Origin of the sequence: Dactylosporangium fulvum (genome assembly GCF_025137375.1) — a bacterium.
Classification (GTDB): Bacteria; Actinomycetota; Actinomycetes; order Mycobacteriales; family Micromonosporaceae; genus Dactylosporangium; species Dactylosporangium fulvum.
In genome coordinates this window covers 1,724,916-1,746,194 of record NZ_CP073720.1, presented here as the reverse complement: position 1 = coordinate 1,746,194, position 21,279 = coordinate 1,724,916, and the positions used below count along the sequence as shown (strand labels likewise).

At 71.0% G+C, this 21,279-nt stretch carries 20 protein-coding genes and 1 pseudogene; 4 read left to right on the top strand and 17 right to left on the bottom strand.

All coding sequences use genetic code 11. The features are described 5' to 3' along the window. Positions 1–105 precede the first annotated feature (105 nt). Positions 106–726: a GNAT family N-acetyltransferase gene (locus tag Dfulv_RS08135; RefSeq protein ID WP_259862025.1), complete on the top strand. Its 621-nt coding sequence runs from the start codon at positions 106–108 to the stop codon at positions 724–726. Positions 727–1,812: 1,086 nt separating this feature from the next. Here Dfulv_RS08135 and dapB read toward each other — a convergent pair. From dapB to Dfulv_RS08110, 5 genes are all read right to left on the bottom strand, one after another. Then, positions 1,813–2,517: a 4-hydroxy-tetrahydrodipicolinate reductase gene (dapB, locus tag Dfulv_RS08130; protein WP_259867540.1), complete on the bottom strand. Its 705-nt coding sequence runs from the start codon at positions 2,515–2,517 to the stop codon at positions 1,813–1,815. A 100-nt stretch (positions 2,518–2,617) separates the two neighbouring features. Continuing rightward, positions 2,618–3,937, bottom strand: a complete 1,320-nt coding sequence (locus Dfulv_RS08125) for a M16 family metallopeptidase (RefSeq protein WP_259862024.1) — start codon at positions 3,935–3,937, stop codon at positions 2,618–2,620. A gap of 3 nt (positions 3,938–3,940) precedes the next feature. Continuing rightward, entirely contained in the window at positions 3,941–6,331 is a 2,391-nt protein-coding gene (locus Dfulv_RS08120) for a polyribonucleotide nucleotidyltransferase (protein ID WP_259862023.1), read from the bottom strand. Between the two features lie 202 nt (positions 6,332–6,533). Further along, on the bottom strand, positions 6,534–6,803 hold the full coding sequence (gene rpsO / locus Dfulv_RS08115) for a 30S ribosomal protein S15 (RefSeq protein ID WP_259862022.1): 270 nt from the start codon (positions 6,801–6,803) through the stop codon (positions 6,534–6,536). Positions 6,804–6,916: 113 nt separating this feature from the next. Continuing rightward, entirely contained in the window at positions 6,917–7,849 is a 933-nt protein-coding gene (locus Dfulv_RS08110; protein ID WP_259862021.1) for a bifunctional riboflavin kinase/FAD synthetase, read from the bottom strand. Positions 7,850–7,883: 34 nt separating this feature from the next. On the opposite strand from Dfulv_RS08110, the gene Dfulv_RS08105 reads away from it, so the two are divergent. After that, positions 7,884–8,534, top strand: a complete 651-nt coding sequence (locus Dfulv_RS08105) for an HAD-IA family hydrolase (RefSeq protein WP_259862020.1) — start codon at positions 7,884–7,886, stop codon at positions 8,532–8,534. Here Dfulv_RS08105 and truB read toward each other — a convergent pair. From truB to rimP, 12 genes and pseudogenes are all read right to left on the bottom strand, one after another. Next, complete coding sequence (gene truB / locus Dfulv_RS08100; RefSeq protein ID WP_259867538.1) at positions 8,531–9,364, bottom strand: tRNA pseudouridine(55) synthase TruB; 834 nt, start codon at positions 9,362–9,364, stop codon at positions 8,531–8,533. The two genes, Dfulv_RS08105 and truB, sit on opposite strands and share 4 nt — an antisense overlap. A 126-nt stretch (positions 9,365–9,490) precedes the next feature. Beyond that, positions 9,491–10,780 carry an MATE family efflux transporter gene (locus Dfulv_RS08095; protein ID WP_259867536.1) on the bottom strand — a complete coding sequence of 430 codons (1,290 nt, stop codon included), beginning with the start codon at positions 10,778–10,780 and terminating at the stop codon, positions 9,491–9,493. Positions 10,781–11,469: 689 nt separating this feature from the next. Further along, positions 11,470–11,688 carry a DUF6186 family protein gene (locus Dfulv_RS08090; protein WP_259862019.1) on the bottom strand — a complete coding sequence of 73 codons (219 nt, stop codon included), beginning with the start codon at positions 11,686–11,688 and terminating at the stop codon, positions 11,470–11,472. Beyond that, a complete protein-coding gene (locus tag Dfulv_RS08085; RefSeq protein WP_259862018.1) occupies positions 11,685–12,086 on the bottom strand; it encodes a hypothetical protein in 402 nt (133 codons plus the stop codon). Before Dfulv_RS08085 ends, Dfulv_RS08090 begins: the two co-directional genes overlap by 4 nt. 66 nt (positions 12,087–12,152) lie before the next feature. Further along, positions 12,153–13,244 carry a DHH family phosphoesterase gene (locus tag Dfulv_RS08080; protein ID WP_406568004.1) on the bottom strand — a complete coding sequence of 364 codons (1,092 nt, stop codon included), beginning with the start codon at positions 13,242–13,244 and terminating at the stop codon, positions 12,153–12,155. Between the two features lie 188 nt (positions 13,245–13,432). Beyond that, positions 13,433–13,915 carry a 30S ribosome-binding factor RbfA gene (gene rbfA, locus Dfulv_RS08075; RefSeq protein ID WP_259862016.1) on the bottom strand — a complete coding sequence of 161 codons (483 nt, stop codon included), beginning with the start codon at positions 13,913–13,915 and terminating at the stop codon, positions 13,433–13,435. Positions 13,916–14,038: 123 nt separating this feature from the next. Next, the gene (locus tag Dfulv_RS08070) at positions 14,039–14,335 is read right to left on the bottom strand and encodes a DUF503 domain-containing protein (protein ID WP_259862015.1); all 297 of its coding nucleotides are present in this window, start codon (positions 14,333–14,335) and stop codon (positions 14,039–14,041) included. A 70-nt stretch (positions 14,336–14,405) separates the two neighbouring features. Then, entirely contained in the window at positions 14,406–14,792 is a 387-nt protein-coding gene (locus Dfulv_RS08065) for a hypothetical protein (protein WP_259862014.1), read from the bottom strand. 118 nt (positions 14,793–14,910) lie between these two features. Next, entirely contained in the window at positions 14,911–17,943 is a 3,033-nt protein-coding gene (gene infB, locus Dfulv_RS08060; protein ID WP_259862013.1) for a translation initiation factor IF-2, read from the bottom strand. A gap of 327 nt (positions 17,944–18,270) precedes the next feature. Further along, positions 18,271–18,441, bottom strand: a pseudogene (locus Dfulv_RS48760) (YlxR family protein); the annotation flags it as partial. Positions 18,442–18,476: 35 nt separating this feature from the next. Continuing rightward, positions 18,477–19,511 carry a transcription termination factor NusA gene (nusA, locus tag Dfulv_RS08050; RefSeq protein WP_259862012.1) on the bottom strand — a complete coding sequence of 345 codons (1,035 nt, stop codon included), beginning with the start codon at positions 19,509–19,511 and terminating at the stop codon, positions 18,477–18,479. Then, on the bottom strand, positions 19,508–20,029 hold the full coding sequence (gene rimP, locus Dfulv_RS08045; protein WP_259862011.1) for a ribosome maturation factor RimP: 522 nt from the start codon (positions 20,027–20,029) through the stop codon (positions 19,508–19,510). Before rimP ends, nusA begins: the two co-directional genes overlap by 4 nt. Positions 20,030–20,230: 201 nt before the next feature. On the opposite strand from rimP, the gene Dfulv_RS08040 reads away from it, so the two are divergent. Both Dfulv_RS08040 and Dfulv_RS08035 read left to right on the top strand, forming a co-directional pair. After that, positions 20,231–20,707: a hypothetical protein gene (locus tag Dfulv_RS08040; RefSeq protein WP_259862010.1), complete on the top strand. Its 477-nt coding sequence runs from the start codon at positions 20,231–20,233 to the stop codon at positions 20,705–20,707. After that, positions 20,704–21,132 (top strand): ferritin-like domain-containing protein, encoded by a 429-nt coding sequence (locus Dfulv_RS08035; RefSeq protein WP_259862009.1) that lies wholly within the window; start codon positions 20,704–20,706, stop codon positions 21,130–21,132. The genes Dfulv_RS08040 and Dfulv_RS08035 overlap by 4 nt, the downstream gene beginning before the upstream one ends. Positions 21,133–21,279: the final 147 nt, after the last annotated feature.

The following is a 21,279-nucleotide window of genomic DNA, read 5'->3' as shown; positions in this document are numbered from 1 at the left end:
TCGCTGGCTAACCTGCTGTCTCAACGGTGGCCCGGGTTCAACTGTGACGTCCCGGCGCTACCCCGCCACGTGGCCCTTCACACAAAATCCGTAGGCTGCTGACACATGACGCTCGGGTTCGTCCGACCGGCGCGGCTCGACGACGTCGTCGAGATCACGCGCATCCAACTCACGACCTGGCGGGTCGCCTATCGACGACTGCTGCCCAAACACATCCTCGACCAACTGGACGAGGACTGGATTACCCGAAGGTGGCGGGAGGCAATCGCCGAACCACCGTCACCGCAACACCGGGTCCTGGTCGCGATCGAACAACGCGAGTCGCCCGACGCCGGACCTGGGTCATCATATGTCGTCGGTTTCGTGGCGTCAGGTCCGGCAGATGACACCGCACTCGCGCCAGATGAAGATCACAGGGCCCTTGACAAGGCGTTGGAGGACACGGCGGCGATCACTGACCTGCTGATCGAGCCGCGGTGGGGCCGGCGCGGACACGGCAGTCGATTGTTGGCGGCTAGTGTCGATTTATGGCGTACTGACGGGTTTACGACAGCTCTCGCGTGGACGTTCGCTGACGATACTGTTACACGTCGATTTCTTGAGGGTGCCGGATGGGCCCCGGACGGAGTCAGCCGGTCACTCGACGTTGATGATCTGCTCGTTCCGCAGATCCGTTGGCACGTCGCCCTGGACCCCCTGGAACCCCCTGCCGTTACCGGGGTGTGACCCTGTTGCGTCCCAATCGGGTCCTTCGGATCCCAGAATTTGGACGCCATCAATCGGACATAACGTCGTCACACAGCGTGTCCGTCACAGGATGACCCGCTCCCTCACATACCGGCTCGACCGCCGAGGCTTGAGGGGCATCGACGGTGCTCTAGGCGACCACGGAGCACGGGCCACGGGGTGGCCCGCCGAATCCGGCCGCAAGGGGCAGCCGCCACACCGATGCGCAGAGGCTGGAGCCGCCGGGAGACCAGGCGCCGCCGAGGCGAAGCCACCCGAAACCGGGCACCGCCGGGGCGGCGCCCGAAGCCGGGCGGTGCCCGGGTGAAGCCGCCCGAAAACCAGGCACCACCGGGACGGGCCGCCCGAAGCCGGGCGGTGGCCCGGTGAAGCCGCCCGAAAACCAGGCACCACCGGGACGGGCCGCCCGAAGCCGGGCGGTGGCCCGGTGAAGCCGCTCGGAAGCCGGACCACCGCGCCGCGCTCGGGACAGCCACTCGTCGAGGGCGAGCCACCACCGCGCGACACCCATCACAGATCAAGGGAAACTTCCGGTTGCCCTGGAGCCTGTCGCGCAATTCGGATCCCTCGCGCGTCAACCCCGACAACCGCGCCGATCTTGGAGTTGTGGTCCTTGACAAATCCGGACAAATTCGGAGGTTCATGGCGCCGCAACTCCAAGGTCGGCGCGTAGTTGGGCCGCCAACGCTGTCCCAGCGAATTACGCAACAGGCTCCCTGGCGACCGGAAGTTTCCCTCGATCATGAGCTGCAGCCGGCCGCAACCCGGAATGCCGACAAGGCGGAACCGACCGACGTCCGCGGAGAACTCCGAAGCGAGCAAAGGCCTGCGAAGAACTCCGGAGCGATCAAAGACCCGCGAAAGCACCGAAGCCAGCACGAACCCACGAAGAGCACCACAATCAGCGCGAGCCTGCGAAGAGCACCACAACCAGCGCGAACCCGCGAAGAGCACCAAAGCCGGCACGAACCCGCGAAGAGCGCCAGATCAAGCAAGGACCCACGGAGGACCCGAGGGTGAGCAAGGGCCCGCCTGAACCGCAGGCGGGCCCTGACGAAAGCGGACTCAGCCGAGCAGCGGGCCCAGGCCGACCGTCAGGCCGGGGCGCTTCACGACCTCACGGATCGCCAGAAGCACGCCCGGCATGAAGGACTTGCGGTCGTAGGAGTCGTGGCGGATGGTCAGCGTCTCGCCGACCGCGCCGAAGAGGACCTCCTGGTGGGCGACCAGCCCGGAGGCGCGCAGTGAGTGGACCTTGACGCCGTCGACGTCGCTGCCGCGGGCACCCGCCATCTCGTCCTTCGTCGCGTCGGGGACCGGGCCCAGGCCGGCGGCCGCGCGGGCCTCCGCGATCAGCTGGGCCGTGCGCATGGCCGTGCCGCTCGGCGCGTCGATCTTCTGCGGGTGATGCATCTCGACGATCTCGACCGACTCGAAGAAGCGGGCCGCTCGCGCGGCGAACTCCATCATCAGCACCGCACCGATGGCGAAGTTGGGCACGACGATGACCCCCAGATCGGGCTTGTGGCTCAGCCAGCTCCGCACCCGGTCGAGCCGCGCGGCGGTGAAGCCCGAGGTGCCGACGACCGTGTTGATGTTCTGGTCGATGCACCAGTGCAGGTTGTCCATCACCGCGTCGGGGGTGGTGAAGTCGACGACCACGTCGGCACCGGCGTCCGACACGTTGAACAGCCAGTCGCCGTCGTCGACCATCGCGACCAGTTCCAGGTCGTCGCTGGCATTGACGGCACGGCACGCCTCGGTGCCCATACGGCCGCGTGCGCCCAGCACGCCGACCCGGATCGGCTCAACCTCATCGCTCACGCGGCACAACCTATCCCAAGCCCTCGACCGTGCGCCGAGGTAGGCGCTAGTCGAGTGCGCCGACGAAGTCCTGGTCGTCGAACTCGCCGATCACGGCCAGCGACATGGGTCGCGCCAGCAGGTCCGCTGCCGCCTGCCGGACCATCTCCGGGGTGACCTCGTCGACCCGGCGCAGGATCTCGTCGACCGACAGCAGCTCGTCGTACAGCAGCTCACCCTTGCCCAGGCGGCTCATCCGCGAGCCGGTGTCCTCGAGACCGAGGACCACGGCGCCCTTGAGCATGCCCTTGCCGCGCTCGACCTCGGCGTCGGTGACGCCGTCGGCGGCGACGCGGGCGAGCTCGTCCCGGGTGATGTCGAGGACCTCCTCGACCTTGCCCGGCGCGCAACCGGCGTAGACGCCGAAAAGGCCGGTGTCGCTGTACTGCGAGGTGAAGGAGTAGACCGAGTAGGCGAGGCCGCGCTGCTCGCGGATCTGCTGGAACAGCCGGCTGGACATGCCGCCGCCGAGCACGTTGTTGAGCGCGCCGACGGCCCAGCGGTTGTCGTGCTGGCGCGGATAGCCCAAGCAGCCGAGCACGAGGTGCGCCTGCTCGGTGTCTTTGCTGCGCACCACGATCTGGCCGGAGCGGGACGGCACCCGTGTCGTGCGGGAGCGGCGCGCCATCGGCTCCGCCGTGTCGGACAGCCCGGCCCGGTCGAAGGCGGCACGCACCTCCCTGACGACCTTGGCATGGTCGAGGTTGCCGGCCGCGGCCACGACCATCGTCGAGGGCAGGTACCGCCGGTGGTAGAAGCCGTCGATCTGCTTGCGGCTCAGGGCGGAGATGCTGGCGACCGTGCCGGAGATCTGCCGGCCGAGCGGGTGGTGGCCGTAGATGGCCTCGGTGAAGACGTCGTGGACCTCGTCACCCGGCTCGTCGTCGTGCATGGCGATCTCTTCGAGGATCACGCCGCGCTCGGTCTCGACGTCGGCCTCGGCCAGCATCGACTCGGTCACCAGGTCGCACACCACGTCGATCGCCAAGGGCAGGTCGGCGTCGAGCACACGCGCGTAGTAGCACGTGTACTCCTTGGCGGTGAACGCGTTGGTCTCGCCGCCGACGGCCTCGATCTGCGCGGAGATGTCCAGCGCCGAGCGCCGTTTGGTGCCCTTGAAGAGCAGGTGCTCCAGGAAGTGCGAGACGCCCGACAGGGCGGGCGTCTCGTCCCGCGAACCGATGCCGACCCAGACGCCGAACGACACACTGCGCATCGCCGGAATGGATTCGGTCAGGATGCGCAGCCCGTTGGGCAGCACGGTACGGCGTACCGTGCCGCCCAAGGGGTCGTCAGCCAACGTCTGGGTCAGCGCCCGGCTCGCCATGGGTCAGCTGTGCCGGTTCCGCCGACGACGGAACTCGCCGCCGCCTTCGCCGCCCTCTTCCGGCGACGACCCTTCCTCCGACGAGGAGGGCGCCGAGGAGGACTGACGCGGCCCGCGGTCGCCCCGGTCACGGCCGCGCGGACCGCGATCGCCCCGGTCACGGGCCGGCGGGCGCTCGCCGCCCTCGGACGGCGCGGGCGTGGCCGGCGCCTCGCCCTCGGCGAGCACCTTGTCCAGGTAGATCTTGCCGCGGTTGTCGATGTCCGCGATCTGGACCTCGACCTTGTCGCCGACGTTGAGGAAGTCCTCGACCTTCTCGACGCGCTTGCCGTTGCCCACCTTGGAGATGTGCAGCAGGCCGTCGCGGCCCGGCAGCAGCGAGATGAACGCGCCGAACGCGGCCGTCTTCACCACAGTGCCGAGGAACTTGTCGCCGACCTTCGGCATCGTCGGGTTGGCGATCGCGTTGATCCGCTCCACGGCGGCCTCGGCCGACGGGCCGTCGGTCGCGCCGACGTAGATCGTGCCGTCGTCCTCGATGCTGATCTCGGCACCGGTCTCGTCCTGGATCGCGTTGATGGTCTGGCCCTTGGGGCCGATGACCATGCCGATCTTGTCGACCGGGATGCGGACCGTGGTGACACGCGGTGCGTACTGGCTCATGCCGGCCGGCGACTCGATCGCCTCGGCCATCACGTCGAGGATGACGTGGCGCGCGTCGTGGGCCTGCTGCAGGGCGCCGGCCAGCACGTCCGACGGGATGCCGTCGAGCTTGGTGTCCAGCTGCAGCGCGGTCACGAAGTCCCGCGTGCCGGCGACCTTGAAGTCCATGTCGCCGAACGCGTCCTCCGCGCCCAGGATGTCGGTCAGCGTCACGTACTGCGTCTTGCCTTCGACCTCGTCCGAGATCAGGCCCATCGCGATGCCGGCGACCGGCGCCTTGAGCGGCACACCGGCGGACAGCAGCGCCATGGACGAGGCGCAGACCGAGCCCATGCTGGTCGAGCCGTTGGAGCCGAGGGCCTCGGACACCTGACGGATCGCGTAGGGGAACTCCTCACGCGCCGGCAGCACCGGGATCAGGGCCCGCTCGGCGAGCGCGCCGTGGCCGATCTCGCGCCGCTTCGGCGCGCCGACCCGGCCGGTCTCACCGGTCGAATACGGCGGGAAGTTGTAGTTGTGCATGTAGCGCTTGGACTTCTCCGGCGCCAGCGTGTCGAGCGTCTGCTCCATGCGCAGCATGTTCAGGGTGGTGACGCCGAGGATCTGCGTCTCGCCCCGCTCGAACAGCGCCGAGCCGTGCACGCGCGGCAGCACCTGCACCTCGGCGGTCAGCGGCCGGATGTCGCGCGGGCCGCGGCCGTCGATGCGGACCTGGTCGCGCAGGACGCGGGCCCGGACCTCGTTCTTGGTCAGCGACCGCAGGGCGGCGCCGATCTCCTTCTCGCGCCCCTCGAAGTCGGCGGCGAGCCGCTGGAAGGCGGCCTCCTTGATCCGGTCGAGGGCCTCCTCGCGCTCCGCCTTCGCGGCGATCCGCAGGGCCTCGGCGACCTCGTCCTTCACCACGGCGGTGACGGCCTCGTAGGCGTCGGGCTGGTAGTCGAGGAAGATCGGGAACTCCTGCACCGGCTTGGCGGCGACGGCCGCCAGCTCGGACTGGGCCCGGCACAGCTCGCGGATGGCGGGCTTGGACGCCTCCAGACCGCTGGCGACGACCTCCTCGGTCGGCGCCGTGGCACCGGCGGCGACGAGGCCCACGGTGTGCTCCGTGGCCTCGGCCTCCACCATCATGATCGCGACGTCGCCGTCGGGCAGGACCCGGCCGGCGACGACCATGTCGAAGGTGGCGCGGCCGAGCTCCTCGACCGTCGGGAACGCCACCCACTGCCCGTCGACGTGGGCCATGCGGGTCGCGCCGATCGGGCCGGAGAACGGCAGGCCGGACAGCTTGGTCGACATCGACGCGGCGTTGATCGCGACGACGTCATACGGGTGGGACGGGTCCAGCGCGAGCACCGTCTCGACGACCTGCACCTCGTTGCGCAGGCCCTTGACGAAGCTCGGCCGGAGCGGCCGGTCGATGAGACGGCAGGTGAGGATCGCGTCCTCACTGGGCCGGCCCTCACGGCGGAAGAACGAGCCGGGGATGCGCCCGGCCGCATACATGCGCTCTTCGACGTCGACCGTCAGCGGGAAGAAGTCGAACTGGTCCTTCGGCTGCTTGCCTGCCGTGGTGGCCGACAGCACGACGGTCTCACCGAGCTGGGCGAGGGCCGAGCCCGCCGCCTGGCGCGCCAGGCGGCCCGTGGAGAAGGTGATCTCCCGGGTGCCGAACGGGCCGTTGTCGATGGTCGCGGTGCTGGAGTGAGTACCGAGATTGCTTTGCTCGGTCATGTTGTTCCAATGCTCCTTCAGGTCGTGGTTCGCCCTGGCGGAGCTGTCTGCGGCCGGTCTTCGATCGAAGCTCACGGGTCGCTATCCCGGAAGCCACTACCGGAGACCGGTGCGCCGACTCGCTCGGCGGGCTCTCCATTTCAGTGTGTCATTACCGGACGGGGGAGTGGCGAATGTCGCCACTCCCCCGTTCGATGCGTAGCTATCGGCGCAGGCCGAGTCGCTCGATCAGCGACCGGTAGCGGTTGATGTCGCTGCGCTGCAGGTAGTTGAGCAGGCGGCGGCGGCGGCCGACCAGCAGCAGCAGGCCGCGCCGGCTGTGGTGGTCGTGCTTGTGCTGCTTGAGATGTTCGGTCAGATCCGCGATCCGCTTCGTCAGCATCGCGACCTGGACCTCGGGCGAACCGGTGTCACTCTCGGTCGTCGCGTACTTCGTGATGATCTCGGTCTTCTGCGCAGAATCGAGCGCCATGTTCTCCCTTAATGCTGGGTCTGCGGAAACGATGCAAGGTCGAGACACCCACGGCGTCGTGCAGGCAGCCTGACCCCCGCCGGTCACCCGGCGTCAATCCAAGGCTAACAGACCTATCTGCCGAGCACCTGTCTGGTCTGCGCGACATCCTCGTCGATCTGTGCGATCAGGGGCTCCACACCGGTGTATGTGCGCTGCTCACGCAGCCGGTCCACGAAGTCGAGACTCACCCGTTCGCCGTACAGGTCGCCCGCGAAGTCCAGCACGAACGCCTCGACCCGGCGCTCCTTGCCGGCGAACGTCGGATTGGTGCCGATCGACACGGCCGACGGCAGCGCCACCCCGTCCCGGTCACGGATCAGCCACGCTGCGTAGATGCCGTCGGCGGGCACCGCGGCGTTGGGCGGGGTGAGCAGGTTGGCGGTCGGGAAGCCCAGCTCGCGACCGCGCTGATCGCCACGGATCACCACGCCCTCCAGCCGGTGCGGCCGACCCAGCGCGCGGGCCGCCGCCACGACGTCACCCGCGTCGACGCAGGAGCGGATGTACGTCGAGGAGAACACCGTGCCCTCTTCCGCGATGAGTTGCGCTCCCTCGACACCGAAGCCGAAGGTCCGCCCGAGCCTGCGCAGCAACTCGACGTCTCCGGCCGCCTTGTGGCCGAACCGGAAGTTCTCCCCCACCACGATCAGCGCCGTGTGGAGGTGCTCCACCAGTGCGTCGTGGACGAACGCCTCGGGCGACAGCCGCGAGTACTCCACCGTGAAGGGGATCACGCACAGCACGTCGACGCCGAGCGCCTCGATCAGCTCGGCCTTGCGCGAGGGCTCCGTGAGGACCGCCGGGTGCGAACCCGGGCGGACCACCTCCGACGGGTGCGGGTCGAACGTCAGCACGACCGACTGCACGCCCAACTCCCCGGCGCGCTTCACCGCGTGCCCGATGATCTGCTGATGTCCCCGGTGGACGCCGTCGAAGACACCGATCGTCGCGACCGCCCGTCCCCATCCGCCTGGCGCCGCCTGTGTTCCCCGCCACCGCTGCATGCCATCGAGCCTAGCGCCGGGGCAGGATGCCGATATGGCGGACGTCTCTGCGGTGTTGTTCGACATGGACGGGACGCTGGTCGACTCCGACGCCGTCGTGTCCCGGGCCTGGCTGCGCTGGTGCCGGCTGCGCGGGCTGGACCACGCCGCGGTCATGCGTGTCACGCCCGGCCGGCCGGCCCGCGAGACCATCCCCGAGCTCGCCCCGTGGCTCAGCGCCGAGGAGCAGGCCGCCGACGCGGCCGCCCTCCTCGACTTCGAGCGCGCCGACGTCGAGGGCGTCGTGGCGGCCCACGGCGCGCAAGCGCTGCTGGCCGCGCTCGACGGGTGGGGTGTCCCCTGGGCCGTCGTCACGTCGGCGGACCGGCCGCTCGCGCTGACCCGGCTGGCGGCGGCCGGGATCGCCGCGCCCGCCGTGCTGGTGACGATCTCGGAGATCGAGCGTGCCAAGCCGCACCCGGAGGGCTACCTGACCGCGGCGGCCCTGCTGGGCGTCGACGCGCGGAAGACGCTCGTCGTCGAGGACGCTCCGGCGGGTGTACTGGCGGGCAAGGCGGCCGGCAGCCTGGTCGCGGGCCTGCGGGCGGTGCCGGGCGCCGACTTCAACGTCGCGCACCTGGCCGACCTCCACGCCCGCGCGAGCCGGACCGGCACCGGCCTGCGCCTGCACACGGCCGCCTCTTAGGGCACCAGCACGATCTCCGGCCGCGCCTTGCCACCGCGCTCGCTCACGATGGCGAGCACCGTGCCGTCCGGGGCGAACACCGCATACGGCCCCTCGATGCCGGCCGGGGTCAGCGGGCCGCCGTGGGACAGGGTCTTCGCCTCGTCCGGGGTCGCGTCCCGCCGGGCGAAGCAGCGGTCGGCCGCCGCCGGCAGCGGCAGCGTCACCGGGTCGGCCAGCTCGGCCAGCTCGTCGAGCGTCGCCGCCTCGGCGAGGGTGAACGCGCCGACCGCGGTCCGCCGCAGGGCGGTCAGGTGGCCACCGACGCCCAGCGAGGTACCGAGGTCGCGGGCCAGCGCCCGGATGTACGTGCCCGACGAGCAGGCCACGTCGACGTCGACGTCGACCACCTCGCCCTCGCGGCGGATGCCCAGCACGTCGAGGCGGGACACGGTGACCGGGCGCGCCTCGAGCGCGACCTCCTCACCGGTGCGCACCCGGTGATACGACCGCACGCCGTTGACCTTGATCGCCGAGACCGCGCTCGGCACCTGGAGGATCTCGCCCCGCAGCGGCGCCAGCCCGGCGTGCAGGTCGCCGTCGGTGAGCCCGCTGGCATCCATTGTGGACACAACGTCGCCCTCGGCGTCGTCGGTGACGGTGGCCTGGCCGAGGCGGATCGTCGCGCGGTATTCCTTCGTGCTGCCGATGACGTACGTGAGCAGGCGGGTCGCCTTCTCCACGCCGATGATCAGCACGCCGGTGGCCATCGGGTCGAGTGTGCCTCCGTGCCCGACCCGCCGCGTCCGTGCCAGCCGGCGCATCCGGGACACCACGTCGTGCGAGGTCATCCCGCCCGGCTTGTCCACGACCACGAGCCCGCTCCGCGCCGGTGCCTTCTTCGCCACTGCCTTGTCCACCACAGGCGAAAGCCTAGTGACCGCACCGGACCGGGCGGCTGTGCCCTGGTCGACCGGTCATCCACGGTCCGCCCCGGCCACCGCCCAGGCGTCGCCGGACAGCCGGAGCAGCAGACCGGCCAGCCGGAGCACGATGAACAACGTCAACGCGGCCCAGACGCCGCGGAGGCCGTAATCCAGCAGGTAGGCCAGCCAGATGCCGGGCAGGAAGCCGCCCAGGGCGGAGATCAGCGTGAGATTGCGGAGGTACCGGACGTCGCCCGCGCCGAGGAACACCCCGTCGAGCGCGAAGACCACGCCGGCCGCGGGCATCATGGCGACGAAGAACCACCAGGCGAGCCTCGCCTGGTCGTACACCTCCTCATCGGCACCGAACCACGGGCGGACGGCGAGGAGGGCCGCGGCCACGAGCACCGCGAACCCGATCCCCGAGACCAGTCCGGCGAAGCTGATCCGGCGGGCCAGGTGCTTGGCCTCGGCGACCCGCTCGCCGCCGAGCGCCGCGCCGACCAGGGACTGCGCCGCGATGGCGACGGCGTCGAGCGCCATGGCGGTGAAGAAGAACAGCTGAATGGCGATCTGGTGCGCGGCGAGCGCGGCCTCGCCGAAGCGGGCGACAACCGCCGACGCGGACAGGAAGCAGGCCTGAAACGCGGCGCCGCGCAGCAGCAGGTCACGGCCGAGCACCAGTTGGCGGCCGATGACGGCGGACCGGGGTGCCAGCGGCACCTTCTCGGTGACCAGGGCGCGCACGAACATCAGGCCGACGAGCGTCTGCGCGGTGACGTTGGCGACCGCCGAGCCGACGAGGCCGAGCCCGGCCGGGTACACGAGGATCGGGCAGAGGACCGCGGACAGGGCGTTGGCGCCGAGCACGTAGTAGAGCGGACGGCGGGTGTCCTGGACGCCGCGCATCCAGCCGTTGCCGGCCGTGCCGAGCATCAGCCCGGGCGCGCCGAGTGCCGCGACACGCAGCCAGGTCTCGGCGTTGTCGGCGACCGGGCCCGCACCGCCGGCGAGGGCCCTGGCCAGCGGGCCCGCGATCAGCTCGAGCACGAGCAGGATGGTCACCCCGCCGGCGAGCGCCAGCCAGGAGGCCTGCACACCCTCCTCGACGGCGGCGGTGCGCTGACCGGCGCCGAACCTGCGGGCGGCGCGGCCGGTGGTGCCGTAGGCGAGGACGGTGCCGAGCCAGACGGCGAGCGACATCACCGAGCCGCCGATGGCGAGGGCGGCCAGCTGCGTGCGGCCGAGATGGCCGACCACCGCCGTGTCCACCAGCACGTAGAGCGGCTCGGCGGCGAGCACCACGAGCGCGGGGACGGCGAGGGCGACGACCCTCCTCATCGTGGCGGGGTTGGTCGCGGTCACGGTCACCGCCCCAGAGTAAGGACAGCGGCCCGGTTTGGCTACTTACCAACCCCGGTCGGCACAATCTCCGGGAAGCCCTGACGTCGCGATGGGCGTCCGGGCTTCCCGGAGATTGTGTCGCATACGGCCGGTGTCAGCCCCGGCGATCCATCGACATCTGCACGGCCGCGCGGGCGCGCTCGCGGGTGTCGGGGGTCGACTCCTGGGGTTTCGGCTGCGGTTTGGGCTGCTCAGGCATGATCGTGGTCTCCTTGGTGCGCTGCGTGCGGGGCGCGGAGCCTCGCGGCACAGAGTTGACGGGCCGTGTGTCGACGGATGCGCCGGGGTCACCGGCACCCACGCGAACGCACGCGAAGGAGACCGACGCGGGTGGTGTCGGCCTGACATGTGATGTGGTGCGCACGTGGTCCTCGCTTCCGGCGGCTGCTGCATGGGCCGTTCACCCCGCCACCGGGATCCGCTGTCAGAAGCGGTCGCCCCGGGGCGGGCAGCGAAGAATTCGTACGTTGCGCATAGCGACTAAGTTATCGTTCAGGTCCACGATGTGCGACGCTATCCCGCTATTTGGAACATCAAATCCCGAGGTCAACACGGAAGTGGCACCCGGCCACGCCCTCCGCGCGGCGCTCCGCTCCGGCACGGAGCAGCCAACCCCAGCGGGCTGTTCAGCGCGCCAGGAAGTGCCAGCCGAGCCACCACCAGAAGCCGAACATCGCGATCCGGCCCACCGGCAGCGGGCCGACCCGGTATCGCATGACGACCCCGCACACCTCGCCGAGCGTCGGCACCTTCGACCCCTCGCGGCGGGCGAAGAACTCCACCACGCCGAACAGCCCCAGCGCGACCGCGAACGCCGCGGCGATGAGCACCTGTCCCGCGGTCATCGGCGGACCATCGCCCAGAAGGCCCACAGCCAGCCGAAGTATGCGGCGGCACGGGCGAAATAGTGCTCCAGCACGGGATCAGCGAGTCTGGAGAGCGTGGGATAGGCCTGGGAACCGATCAGGAACGTGACGCCTTCGACGACCGCGAAGAGCAGCAGTGGCACCAGCCACCAGGCCGCCGAACGGGGAAGCCGGACCGGCGTCGGGCGTCTCGGCACGGCCGTCGACATGCCGAGCCAGAACAGCGCACCGCCGGCGCCCAGCACGAGCAGGTTGGCGCGGAGCGAGAAGGACGGCAACGCCCCACCCACCAGTGAGATCAGGGCGAACACGGGTGTGAGCACAACCGGGCGGGCCCAGGCCCGGTCGACCTCCGCTACCAGCTCGGGTCGGTCCATTTATCGATTGTCGCCGCACCAACTGCCGCCCGGCCAGCGGTAATCGCCCGGATATTGGCCCGGAGTTCACCCTGACGCCCGCAGGCGGTCGCGGATCGACGCGATGATGCCGGCGACGCTGCCGCGGGCGCCGAACCCCGCCGCGAACCGGTGCCCTCCCCCGCCGAGGTCGACGGCCACGCGACTCACGTCCACGCCGCCCTTGCTGCGCAGGGAGACCAACCACTCGTCCGGCCGCACCGGCTTGACCACACACGCGACGTCGGCCTCTTCCACGCACCGCACGGCGTCGATCAGCGCCTCGACCGCCGCGGGTGGTTGACCGTGCTCGGCGAGGTCGTCGAGCGTCACATACGTCCAGGCGAGCCCGAGCCCATCGGCACAGTCCTGCTCGAGCACCGTGCGCGCCTGCGCGACACCGAACAGCCGCACGGCGCCCAGCGGTCGCGTGTCGAACAGCCGCCGCGACACGTCCCCCACGGCGATCCCGGTCGCGATGAGCCGCGCCGCGAACTCGTGCACGGCGGGCGTGGTCGAGGCGAACTTGAACGACCCGGTGTCGGTGGCCAGGGCGACATAGAGGCATTCGGCGACCTGCGCATCGAGTGGTGCGGCCAGCCGGCGCAACAACCCCTCGGCCAGCATCGACGTGGCGGCGGCGCCGGGATCGACCAGGTTGATGCCGCCGAAGCCGGGGTTGGACGCATGGTGGTCGACCACGATCCCGACCGGCGTCGTGCGCAACCGCTCGGCGAGCTCTCCGAGCCGCTCGATGCTCGCCACGTCGAAGACGATCATCGCGTCGGGCGCCGGGTCGGCCGCTCCGGCCGGCACCAGCAGCTCGACTCCGGGCAACCGGTCGAACGGCGGCGGCAGCTCCAGCGGACCGGGGAACGTCGCCTCCAGCCGCGAGATGCCGAGCTCGCCGGCGATGTGCCGCAGCCCGAGCCCGACACCGAGCATGCTGCCGAGCGCGTCCCCGTCGGGGTTGACGTGGCAGGCCAGCAGGACACTGGCACCCGTCGGGAGGCTCCGCAGCGCCCGCACCGCGGCGTCCCACTCCTCACGTGCGGGCCGTTCCCGCGTGGGTGCACCAGCCGCTGCCGTCCCACCGGGCGCGACCTCGACCGACACGGCTTCGACACCCACCCGGACCATCCCGAGGGCCCCGTCGCCCGTGTCGGAGGGTCCGTCACCCGGCCCCACGCGGCCACCGTCACCCGTGACGGCTTTCACCGTGCCGGATTTCACAACGCCGGATTTCATCGCGCCGGCCGGCACTTCGGCCACCTCGACCGGGGACAGGCCGGTGCCCGCGCCCGGCGAGGTGCCGGGCGCGAGCCCGGTCACCGCCGGTCCTGGCCGACGACCACCTCGCCGTCGACGCCGTCGGCCTCCAGGTCGTCCTGGTCGTCCTCCAGCTTGTACGGCTGGGGGTCACCCGCGTATCGGGCGCCCGCGGCGAGCCGCTGCACCTCCGCGTCGGCACTGCGGGCGCTGGCCAGCAGCTCGTCGATGTGCTTGGCGTGGTCGGACACGTCGTCGTGCACGAACGTCAGACTGGGCGAGTGCCGCAGCCCGAGCGCCTTCCCCACGGTCGAGCGCAGCAGGCCCTTGGCACTCTCCAGAGCGGCCGCGGTGCCGGCCTGTGCTGCCGCGTCACCGAGCACCGTGTAGAACACCGTCGCTTCACGCAGATCAGCCGTGATCCGCGCGTCGGTGATCGTGATCATGCCCAGCCGGGGGTCCTTGATCTGCGTCCGCACCACCGATGCGACAAGTTCCCGCACACGCTCCGCGTGCCGCCGCACCTTCGCCGGATCCGTCATCTCGAACACCTCCGCAGCCAAACGATCCGCCGGTCGGTCGCGACCGCCCCCGGATCTGAAGATCTGACCAACGCTCTGACAGTACCCGCGACCCACCCACAGGGCCGCGTTCGGAGCGCAGGATTACTCGTCGTCGTCACCGTGCAGCCGACGGCGCACGGAGAGCAACTCCACCTCGGGCCGGCCCGCGACCGCCCGCTCGCAACTGTCCAGCACCTCACGCACGTGCCCGGCCTCGGCCGCGACGACGGCGACCCCGATCTCGGCCCGTCCGTGCAGGTCAAGGGCCCCCACCTCGGCGACGGACACCTCGAACTTGCGCAGGTAGGCCACCAGGGGCCGCACATACGACCGCTTGGCCTTCAGGGAGCGGGAGTCACCGGGAAGGAGAAGGTCAAAGATCGCGGTTCCGGTATACACGGCGCAGCATCTTATCCGGCGCACGGATGAACCGCCTCCATGTATTCCGCGCGAAGGGCCGCGAGCGGGCTCAGGAGACCAGCAGCGGAGGCCGAGCCACCAGAACAGGCTCCGGCTCCTCCGGCAGCGGGGCGGCGCCCGCCGCGGGCAACGGACCGCGGCGCCGCGGGTGGCCTGCGCCGGCGCTACCGCCACGGCCGGGGTAGACGTAAAGCGTCGTCGGGTCGACCGCGTCCAGCGCCGCCACGACCGCGGGCAGATGCCGGAAGCGCTGCCAGTCGTCCTCCTCGGCGAAGCCGATCTCGAGCACGACGCCGAACGACTCGAACCGCCACGCCCAGTCGCGGGCGCCGTGCGTGACGGCGGCCTCGGTGAGCGCGGCCGCGTAGGCGTCACGCCATTGACGCGCCGGGTATGTCCCGTCGCACACCTCGATCGACCACCACGAAAGACTCATGACCCGGCCGACGTTACGCCTGTCACATCGCCGAGTCGACCGTCCCGGCGTGCCAAAGGCCGCGCATGCGAAAGGGGCCGCGGGATGACCCGCGGCCCCTCCGAGCACCTCGAGGTGATCAGCTACGCGCCTTCTCGCGCAGCTCCCACGTCTCGATGACGTCGCCGACCTGAATGTCGTTGTAGTTGCCGAGCGTGATACCGCACTCGAACCCTTCGCGGACCTCGGTCGCGTCGTCCTTGAACCGCCGCAGACCGGCGATCGACAGGTTGTCCGACACGACGGCGCCGTCGCGCATGAGGCGCGCCTTGCTGTTGCGCCGGATGAGACCGGTGCGGACGATGCAGCCGGCGATGTTGCCGAAGCGCGACGAGCGGAAGACCTCGCGGATCTCCGCCGAGCCGAGCTCGACCTCCTCGTAGATCGGCTTGAGCATGCCCTTGAGCGCGGTCTCGATCTCCTCGATGGCCTGGTAGATGACGGTGTAGTACCGGATCTCCACGCCCTCGCGGTCGGCCTGCTCCCGGGTGCGACCCTCGGCCCGCACGTTGAACCCGATGATGATCGCGTCCGACGCGCTGGCCAGGTTGACGTCGTCCTGGGTGACGGCACCGACACCCCGGTGGATGATGCGCAGCTGGACCTCGTCCGACACCACGATCTTGACCAGGGCGTCCTCGAGCGCCTCGACCGAACCCGAACCGTCACCCTTGAGGATCAGGTTGAGCGTGGTCTTCTCGCCCTCCTTGAGCTGCTCGAAGAGCGTCTCGAGGGTGACCCGGCCGGTGCGCGAGGCCATCTCGGCCGCGCGGCGGCGGGCCTGCCGCTGCTCGGCGATCTGCCGTGCGGTGCGGTCGTCGTCGGCGGCGAGGAACGTGTCGCCGGCGCCGGGCACCGAGGTCAGACCGAGCACCAGGACCGGACGGGCCGGACCGGCGTGCGGGACGGGCTTGCCGTTCTCGTCGAGCATCGCGCGGACGCGACCATACGCCCGGCCGGCGACGATCGAGTCACCGACGTTGAGCGTGCCCTTCTCGACGAGCACCGTCGCGACCGGACCACGACCGCGGTCGAGGTGCGACTCGATCGCGATGCCCTGGGCCGGGCCGTCGATGGGCGCCCGCAGGTCGAGGGCGGCGTCCGCGGTCAGCAGCACCGCCTCGAGAAGCCCCTCGATGTTGATACGGCTCTTCGCGGAGATGTCGACGAACATGGTCTCGCCGCCGTACTCCTCGGCGACCAGCCCATACTGCGTCAATTCCTGGCGCACCTTGCCCGGGTTGGCCTCGGGCTTGTCGATCTTGTTGACCGCGACCACGATCGGCACCTCGGCCGCCTGGGCGTGGTTCAACGCCTCGATCGTCTGGGGCATGACGCCGTCGTCGGCCGCGACCACCAGGACCACGATGTCCGTGGCCTGCGCACCACGAGCACGCATGGCGGTGAACGCCTCGTGACCCGGGGTGTCGATGAACGTGATCGCGCGGTCTTCGCTCTCGTGCTCGACGTGCACCTGGTAGGCACCGATGTGCTGGGTGATGCCACCCGCCTCGCCCGCGGCGACGTTGGTCTGCCGGATCGCGTCCAGCAGCTTCGTCTTACCGTGGTCGACGTGACCCATGACGGTCACGACCGGCGGCCGGGTGACGAGGCGCTCCTCGTCGACGTCGGCGTCGAGGTCGATGTCGAAGCGGGCCAGCAGCTCGCGGTCCTCGTCCTCGGGGCTGACGATCTGCACGTCGAAGCCGAGGTGCTCACCGAGCAGCAGCAGCGTCTCGTTGGTGCACGACTGGGTGGCCGTCACCATCTCGCCCAGGTTGAACATCTCCTGGACGAGCGAGCCCGGGTTGGCGTTGATCCGGTCGGCGAAGTCCGACAGCGACGCACCCTGCGGGAGGCGGATCGTCTGACCCTGACCCCGCGGGGCGCCCGAGCCCATGGTGGGCGCGGACAGGTTGTCGAACTCTTGTCTGCGCTGCTTCTTCGACTTGCGGCCACGGGTCGGACGACCGCCCGGACGCCCGAAGGCACCCGCGGCACCGCCGCCACGGCCACGACCACCGGCGCCACCACCGGGACGACCGGCACCGCCCGCACCCGCGGGAGCACCGCCGCCACCACCGGGACCGCCACGGAAACCGCCACCGCCGCCACCGCCACCGGGACCGCCACGGAAACCGCCACCGCCGCCGCCCCCACCGGGACCGCCACGGAAACCGCCACCGCCGCCGCCCCCACCGGGACCGCCGGGACGACCGGCACCGCCGCCGGGACCGCCGCGGAAACCGCCGCCACCGCCGCCGGGACGACCGGGACGGTCACCACCGGGGCCACCGGGGCGACCCGGGCGCTGGCTCGGCATCTGCGACGGGTTCGGCCGGGGGCCGCCCATCGAGGCGGGGTTGGGCCGCGGCGGCATCGAGGACGGGTTGGGCCGCGGGATGTTGCCCGGTGTCGGGGGACGCGGGGTCGCGCCACCGGAGACACCGAACGGGTTGTTGCCCGGCGACCGGGCCGGCGGGCGATTGCCACCAGGGCGCGGGCCTTGGCCGGGACGCGGAGCGCCCGGGGTCGGCGCGGCACCGGGCGGCGTGGGCACCGGGCCCGGACGGGGACCCGGTGTCGGGGCGCCACCGCCGGACGGCGGCGCGTCACGCCGGGTGTTCTCACGCTGACGGGCCTGCTGGGCGGCCTTCATCGCCGCTTCCTGCTCAGCCTTCAACGCGGCGGCGCGCTGCTCGGCTGCGGCCACCTCGATGTCGTGTGCGCTTGTGGGCTTGACCGCCGGCGGAGTCGGGCGCGGCGGTCCGGGAACGGGGCCTCGTCCGCCGCCCTGACCGCCGCCCGTCGGGGGCTGCGGCCGCTTCGGCGGCGCAAATGGCTTGGCTGCCGGGCTGACCGGCGTCGGACGCGGTGCCGTCGGAACGGGCGCGGCCGAGGGGGCCGGTGTTGCCGGCGCAGGAGGGGCGGACGGTGCCGGGGCGGCACCTCCGGACTCGAAGCTCGCACGCAGCCGGCGCGCCACAGGCGCCTCGACCGTGCTTGATGCGGACTTCACGTACTCGCCAAGCTCCTGCAGCTTCGCGAGCACGGTCTTGCTTTCGACCCCGAGCTCTTTCGCCAGCTCGTGTACGCGGGCCTTGCCTGCCACTGCACTCCTCATCTCGAGGCCGGGCGGCAAAGTCCGCGCCGACCTCACTCGTGCACTTGAAGCCTGGTCATCTCAGGGACTTCATCGTGTGCTCATGTCCGTCGTCCTACCTTGCGTGTCCGGGTGAGAGCGTCGCGCTCCCACCATCGGCGGTTCCGATCACCGCGATTGCTCCGGCTCCGTCACCGTCACCCCGCCGGAGGCCGCCTTCGAGGACGGCGCCGCCGCGGCGACAGCTTCGGCCAGCGAACCGGTGTCGAGGACCCCGGTCACGCGCAGAGCACGCCCGAAGGCGCGCCGACGCTCCGCTAGCGCGAGGCAAGCCGGATCAGGATGCAGGTGCGCTCCCCGACCCGGCCGTCTGCGGGCCGGATCGGGGACAGCCTTGAACTGGTCAGGGCCGGACTCGATCGCGACAACACGCAGCAACTCGGAGGATGACGCACGCTTCCGACAACCCACACAGGTGCGAACCGGCGCAGCCGGAATCACGGGCATGCCAGCCGGGGGCGTGCGACGTACCGCCAAGAAGTCTACCCTGCACTTTCGGCTCGCGCCGCGCCCGGTCCGGTGACGTGATCGACGTTGCCATCCGGCGCGTTGTCCGGTCGGATGTCGATCCGCCATCCGGTGAGCCGCGCCGCGAGCCGCGCGTTCTGGCCCTCACGGCCGATGGCCAGGGAAAGCTGGAAGTCGGGGACGGTCACCCGGGCCGCCCGGTTCGCCGCATCAACTACCTCGACGTTGAGCGCTTTTGCGGGAGAAAGGGCGTTTCCGACAAACTGCGCAGGGTCCTCGGACCAGTCGATAATGTCGATCTTCTCACCGTGCAGCTCGCTCATGACCGCCCGGACCCGCTGGCCCATCGGCCCGATGCAGGCACCCTTGGCGTTCACCCCCGGCACCGTCGAACGGACCGCGATCTTGGTCCGGTGCCCGGCCTCCCGGGCGATGGCCGCGATCTCGACCGTGCCGTCGGCGATCTCCGGCACCTCCAGTGCGAACAGGCGCTTCACCAGGTTGGGGTGGGACCGGGACAGGGTGACCTGGGGGCCACGGAAGCCTTTTGCCACGTGGACGACGATGGCCTTGATCCGCTGACCGTGCTCGTAGCGCTCGCCGGGGACCTGCTCGGCGGCCGGCAGCATGCCCTCGATCTTGCCGAGGTCGATGGTGACGATGCCCTTCTCGGTCCGCGCCTCGTGCGCCTGGATGACACCTGTCACCAGGTCACCGTCCCGGCCGACGTACTCCCCGAAGTGCGCCTCGTCGGTCGCCTCGCGCAGCCGCTGCAGGATGACCTGCTTGGCGGTCATCGCGGCGATCCGCCCGAAGTCGTGCGGGGTGTCGTCATACTCGCGGACGATCGTGCCGTCGTCGTCGAGGTCCTGAGCCAGCACCGAAGCCGCGCCCGTGCGCCGGTCGATCTCGACCCGGGCGTGCGGGTTGGCACCCTCGGTGTGCCGGTAGGCCGTCAGCAGGGCCGTCTCGATCGCCGCGAGGATGGTCTCGAACGGGATCTCCCGTTCGCGCTCCAGCGCGCGGAGGGCCGCAAGGTCGATGTTCACTCCCCGTCCTCCTCTTCCTCATCCTCATCAACGTCGGGTAGCTCCGGCAGCTCGGCGAGGCGCTTGAGCTCCACCTGCACCCGCCCCGGCCCGAGAGCACCATAGGCAACGGGCTGTGCCGTGCCGTTGACGTCCAGCGTGACGCCGTTGTCGTCCGCGACGACCACCCGTCCGGTCACCTCTTGGCCGTCCACCTGGACTTTCACGAGCCGGGTCCGGTTGCGCCGCCAGTGCCGCGGCTCGGTCAGCAGCCGATCGACACCGGGCGAACCGACCTCCAGCTCATACTCCCCCGCGATCAGCTCGTCGCCGTCCGCCTCCGCCTTGTCGAGGGCGGCCGAGATCGCACGCGACAGGTCGGCGACCGCGTCGAGGTCCACCCCGTTGTCGCTGTCGACGGCGATCCGCAGCAGGTGCCGGCGGCCGACCCGGCTGACCGACAGGTCCTCGAGGTCGTAGCCGGTGGCGGTGACCACGGGCTCGACCACCGCAAGCAGGCGCTGACGATGCTGAGCCACGGTCGACACCTCCCTATAAGGCCCGGTTCACGGGCACACGCCGTCACGCCGCCAGCGTCAGTGCGCGCGGGCGGCTCAGCCATGAGCGTAACGCGATGTGCCGCGGGGCGTCCCAGCGGCGCTCCAAACCCGGCCGGTCGGTGGGCGGGGTCGGTGAGTCTGGTGCACCGGAAGGGGCCAGGATGGTGTTGACTATTGCGCGTGTCCATCCCACGCAGAACCGTCCTCGCCGGCGGCGCCGCGCTCATGACGGCCCTTGCCGCGGGATGCGACATCACCGCGCGGCAGACCACGGAGTGGCACCCGGCCCCCGATGCCCTGCTGCCCCTGCTCCAGGGCACGGTCGCCCTGCGGGACCGCTACGGCGAGGCGCTCTCCGCGTTCCCGGGCCTGCAGGACCGGCTCGGGTTGCTGAAGGACGACCACGACCAGCACGTCATCGCGCTCGCCCGGGAGATCGGGCTCAACGAGTCCGGGCCGTTCCCCCAGGGCAGCGCGGCGCCGAGTGCGTCGGCGCTGCCGGCCGAGCAGGGCGCGGCGCTCACGGAACTGGTCAACCTGGAGAAGCGGGGCCGCGAGGACGCCGAGAACGCCTGCCTGTCCGCCCCGTCGTATCGTGCGGCGCTGCTCGGCTCGATCGCCGCCTGCCGCGCCGGTCACATCGAGGTCCTCACATGACCCCGGCCGACGAGCGGCTCGTCGCCACGCTGCAGGCCGAGCACGCCGCCATCTACGGTTACGGGATGGCCGGCCCGAAGTTCGACGGCGGCGCCGTCAACCTGGCCCGCACCGCCGAGGCCGCGCACCGGACCCGCCGCGACGCACTGATCGTCCGGCTCGCCGGCGCCGGGGTCACGCCGCCGCCCGCCGCGCCGGCCTACACGCTGCCGTTCCCGATCACCGACCGCGCGTCGGCGCTGAAACTGGCGGTGCTGATCGAGGAGCGGACCGGCGCGCAATGGCGGCTCGCATTGCCGGCCACCGCCGGTGAGGTGCGGAAACTGTCGCTGGACGCCCTCGTGGACTGCGCCGCCCGGGCTGTTGCGTTCCGCCAGGCCGCCGGGGTCACGCCGGTGTCCGTGCCGTTCCCGGGGAAGCTCTGACTCAGGAAACCCTGACTCTCCCGAAACCGTGCCACAGCTACGGCGCGACCCCCCACGGGCCTGTCCGCTCCGCGACGATCGTTACATCACGCCACGAGCGTCCGAACGAGAGGAGCCCGACATGCGCCGCACCGCGTGGGCCGGTCC

Bases quoted from the DNA above. Each gene is read 5' to 3' on its own strand.
- Dfulv_RS08135 (WP_259862025.1), top strand. From the start codon at position 106: ATGACGCTCGGGTTCGTCCGACCGGCGCGGCTCGACGACGTCGTCGAG.
- dapB (WP_259867540.1), bottom strand. From the start codon at position 2,517: ATGGGCACCGAGGCGTGCCGTGCCGTCAATGCCAGCGACGACCTGGAA.
- Dfulv_RS08125 (WP_259862024.1), bottom strand. From the start codon at position 3,937: ATGGCGAGCCGGGCGCTGACCCAGACGTTGGCTGACGACCCCTTGGGC.
- Dfulv_RS08120 (WP_259862023.1), bottom strand. From the start codon at position 6,331: ATGACCGAGCAAAGCAATCTCGGTACTCACTCCAGCACCGCGACCATC.
- rpsO (WP_259862022.1), bottom strand. From the start codon at position 6,803: ATGGCGCTCGATTCTGCGCAGAAGACCGAGATCATCACGAAGTACGCG.
- Dfulv_RS08110 (WP_259862021.1), bottom strand. From the start codon at position 7,849: ATGCAGCGGTGGCGGGGAACACAGGCGGCGCCAGGCGGATGGGGACGG.
- Dfulv_RS08105 (WP_259862020.1), top strand. From the start codon at position 7,884: ATGGCGGACGTCTCTGCGGTGTTGTTCGACATGGACGGGACGCTGGTC.
- truB (WP_259867538.1), bottom strand. From the start codon at position 9,364: ATGACCTCGCACGACGTGGTGTCCCGGATGCGCCGGCTGGCACGGACG.
- Dfulv_RS08095 (WP_259867536.1), bottom strand. From the start codon at position 10,780: ATGAGGAGGGTCGTCGCCCTCGCCGTCCCCGCGCTCGTGGTGCTCGCC.
- Dfulv_RS08090 (WP_259862019.1), bottom strand. From the start codon at position 11,688: ATGACCGCGGGACAGGTGCTCATCGCCGCGGCGTTCGCGGTCGCGCTG.
- Dfulv_RS08085 (WP_259862018.1), bottom strand. From the start codon at position 12,086: ATGGACCGACCCGAGCTGGTAGCGGAGGTCGACCGGGCCTGGGCCCGC.
- Dfulv_RS08080 (WP_406568004.1), bottom strand. From the start codon at position 13,244: ATGGTCCGGGTGGGTGTCGAAGCCGTGTCGGTCGAGGTCGCGCCCGGT.
- rbfA (WP_259862016.1), bottom strand. From the start codon at position 13,915: ATGACGGATCCGGCGAAGGTGCGGCGGCACGCGGAGCGTGTGCGGGAA.
- Dfulv_RS08065 (WP_259862014.1), bottom strand. From the start codon at position 14,792: ATGAGTCTTTCGTGGTGGTCGATCGAGGTGTGCGACGGGACATACCCG.
- Dfulv_RS08035 (WP_259862009.1), top strand. From the start codon at position 20,704: ATGACCCCGGCCGACGAGCGGCTCGTCGCCACGCTGCAGGCCGAGCAC.